General features: G+C 60.1%; 2 protein-coding genes and 1 pseudogene. All 3 read left to right on the top strand.

Going from position 1 to position 3349, the window contains the following annotated elements; genetic code table 11:
* A pseudogene (locus VFU66_RS13635) lies at nucleotides 1-304 on the top strand (VOC family protein); the annotation flags it as partial.
* Nucleotides 305-409: 105 nt separating this feature from the next.
* Nucleotides 410-1300: a peptide chain release factor N(5)-glutamine methyltransferase gene (gene prmC, locus VFU66_RS13640; RefSeq protein ID WP_326446814.1), complete on the top strand. Its 891-nt coding sequence runs from the start codon at nucleotides 410-412 to the stop codon at nucleotides 1298-1300.
* Nucleotides 1301-1519: 219 nt separating this feature from the next.
* Nucleotides 1520-3349 (top strand): TonB-dependent receptor (locus tag VFU66_RS13645; protein ID WP_326446815.1); only part of this gene is annotated, 1830 nt, incomplete at its 3' end.

Consider the following 3349-nt stretch of genomic DNA (forward strand, 5'->3'; position numbering starts at 1 on the left):
GCTGATTGTCACGCTTGCCGTCAAAGACCCAGCCGCAGCGCGCGACTTCTACGTCAACCAGCTTGAGTTCAAGCCCGTCACTGGCAACATGACGCTCTTCCATCTCCCCGGAGACTCAGGCGAACAGGTCGAGCTTGTCCCTGCGGCAACCCTCGGCAACCGCGCCCGCATCGCGCTCCAGACCCAGAGCCTCTCGCGCTCCGAGCACCTGCTCCGCAAGCAGCACATCGCCTTCACCAAAGTCGGGAGCATACTCACTGTGCTCGACCCGGACGGCAACATCATCCGCATCGTCGCCCGCTAACGCAGCCTGATAGTTGTTACGAGCGTTCTTGAGGTGGCATCCTCAGGGAGTCATTTTTTAGCTTGTCATTCTGAGCGAAGCGAAGAACCCCGCATTGTGTTCCTTGTGTCACGATCCTCTCTCGAAGGAACAGCCACACCCGCCATGACCCTCCGCGAAGCTGCCGTTGAAGCTGCTGCCCGCCTCTCAGGCGACTCGTACCTCCGTGCCGACGCTCGTCGCGACGCCGAGCATCTACTGCTGCACGCCCTCGGCATCACCCGCGCGCAGTTTCTCGCCAATCCCGCGCGCCCGCTCGAGACCAAAGAAGAATCGCTCTTTCGCCAGAGCATCGACCGCCGTCTCAAGCATGAGCCGATTCAATACATCACCGGGCTACAAGAGTTCTACGGCCTGACCTTTCGTGTCACCCCGGCCGTCCTGATCCCACGACCGGAGACAGAGCTGCTGGTCGAGGCGGTCCTTGCGCGCTTCAAAGCACATACCGGGCCGCTTCGTATCGCCGATATCGGCACCGGTTCCGGGGCCATCGCCATTGCACTTGCCCGGCATCTGCCTCACGCCGAGATCACCGCGCTCGACCTCTCGCCCCAGGCCCTCGCCGTTGCCGAATCCAACGCGCGGGAACATAGCCTGGCCCATCGCATTCGTTTCGTCGAATCCGACCTGTTGGCCCAACCAATTACCCACCATCAAGGCTTCGATGCCATCGTCAGCAACCCACCTTATGTCGCGCTAACCGACCTGCCCGAGCTCCATCCGCAGGTTCGCGACTACGAACCGGCCATGGCGCTCTTTGCCGGTGCGACGGGGCTCGATGTCTATCGCCGCCTCATCCCTCAGGCCCACGAGGTGCTTCGCCCCGGCGGCCTGCTCGCACTCGAAATCGGCCATCATCAGCGTGAATCCATTGCCGCGCTGCTGGCAGCTTGGAGCGCCGTCACCTTCCTCAACGACCTCCAGCAAATCCCCCGCGTGACGCTCGCAGAAAAGTAAAACGAGAGTCCCCTGGCCCTTGACGAGCTGTGCGCGACACGCATCCAGGCGTAGCTATCCCATTGTGCTGCACCTGGTTCAGACACGGAACTATTTCTGTTGACAGCCCGGAAACCAACCACCTATAGTCCTCCACACAAGCGGTACGACCAATCCGCATGTACCTAAAACGACGATCCATCCAGCGTGGAACCCGATTTCATTGCGAGGAAACACATCATGTCATCTCCCAAATTTCGAGGCCTGTTCCTGAGGGGCGCTGTTGCCTTTGCCGCCGCCCTTACCCTATTGCTCTCCACCAACACCCCGGCTGCCTATGCGCAGGCTGCCGGCACAGCCAGCATCCAGGGCGCCATCTCCGACTCGACCGGAGCAGTTATCCCCGGCGCTACCGTCACGCTCACCGAAACTGCTACCCACGTCCAGCGCAGCGCCGTCAGCGACAGTAATGGGCTGTACACCTTCCCCAACGTCCCGGTCGGCACCTACTCGGTTGAAGTCCGCATGACCGGCTTTCAGACCTACACCCAGACGCACATCGTGCTCGAAGTCGGCAGCAGCATCGCGGTCAACGTGAAGATGCAGGTAGGCCAGACCCAGCAAAAGATCGAGGTCAAGGCCAACGGACTGGCGCTGCAAACTGAAGATTCCACCTTCAAGCAGACCATCGACTCGCAGGAGATGACGGCGATGCCCTTGAACCTCCGTCACATGGCGGATCTCATTACGCTCTCGGGTGCATCTACCGTGGCGCCAGGCGGTGACTTTACCGGCACCAAGTACTCCTATCAGACAGTCTCCATCTCCATTGCAGGCGGCATGGGCAACACCACCATGTGGCGGCTCGACGGCGGCGACAACAACGACTACATGGCAAACGGCAACCTGCCATTCCCCTTCCCGGATGCAGTCGGTCAGTTCAGCGTCGAGGCGGCGGGGCTCAGCGCACAGAACGGAATGCACACCGGCGGCATGGTCAACGTCGTCACCCGCTCCGGCACCAATCAGTATCACGGCTCAGCCTTCGAGTTCATCCGTAACAACTACATCGACGCCTCGAACTTCTACTCCACCTCCCCCGATGTGCTGCATCAAAACTCGTTTGGCGGAACCTTCGGCGGCCCCATCATCAAAGACAGACTCTTTGCTTTCGCCGGATACCAACGGCAACACATCACCAAGAAGCAGGCTTCCACTCAGGCCCATGTTCCCACAGCCGCCAATCTGCTCGGAGATTTCTCTGTCACCGATCCCGCGCCCGACGCAACCCACCCCGCAGGAACCACTACGCCATCCGGCGCCTGCGCAAGCAAGTATGTGCAGTTGTACGATCCCCTGACCGGCGCGAAGCTCGTGGGCAACAAATATTCCAGCCCGCCCACCTGGAACGCTCAGGCATTGAAGCTGATCTCCTATTTGCCGAAGATCGATCCGGCTATCGATCTAGGCAACTGCGGCCTGGTCTCCTATTCGATCCCCTCCATCACATCCGACAACCAGTTTGTCACCCGTGTTGATTGGAATATCAACCCCAAAAACAACTTTTACGCTCGTTACTTTATCGACGGCTATCAGCTTCCGGCCTTCTTCTTTCCCGACAACCTCCTCGTCACCACGCAGTCGGGCAACCTCCAGCGCGTCCAGACCCTGACATTCGGCGAGGCATGGACGATCAGCGCCCGCACGGTCAATACGTCGCACCTCACCCTCATGCGCCGCCGCAACAATCGCGGCTATGCAGCCAACGACATCAACGCGGCAACGCTCGGGGTCAATCTCTATCAGGCCGTACCCAACGGCTTGCAGATGACCATCTCGAACAAGTTCAACGTCGGTGGCGGTACCAACTCCGTCTCCCACTTCAACGACAACACTATCGCTTTCGATGACGACGTCACCCTGCTCCGCGGCAAACACCAGATCGTCTTCGGCGGTCAGTGGGTCCAGAACCAGCTCAACATCGGCAATATCTACGAGTCCAACGGCACCTTCACCTTCGACGGGCGATACGGCCTCGCCGGACCCAACGGCGGCAGTGCTGGCGGTGAT

This window comes from Edaphobacter sp. (assembly GCF_035763405.1).
Lineage (GTDB): Bacteria > Acidobacteriota > Terriglobia > Terriglobales > Acidobacteriaceae > Edaphobacter.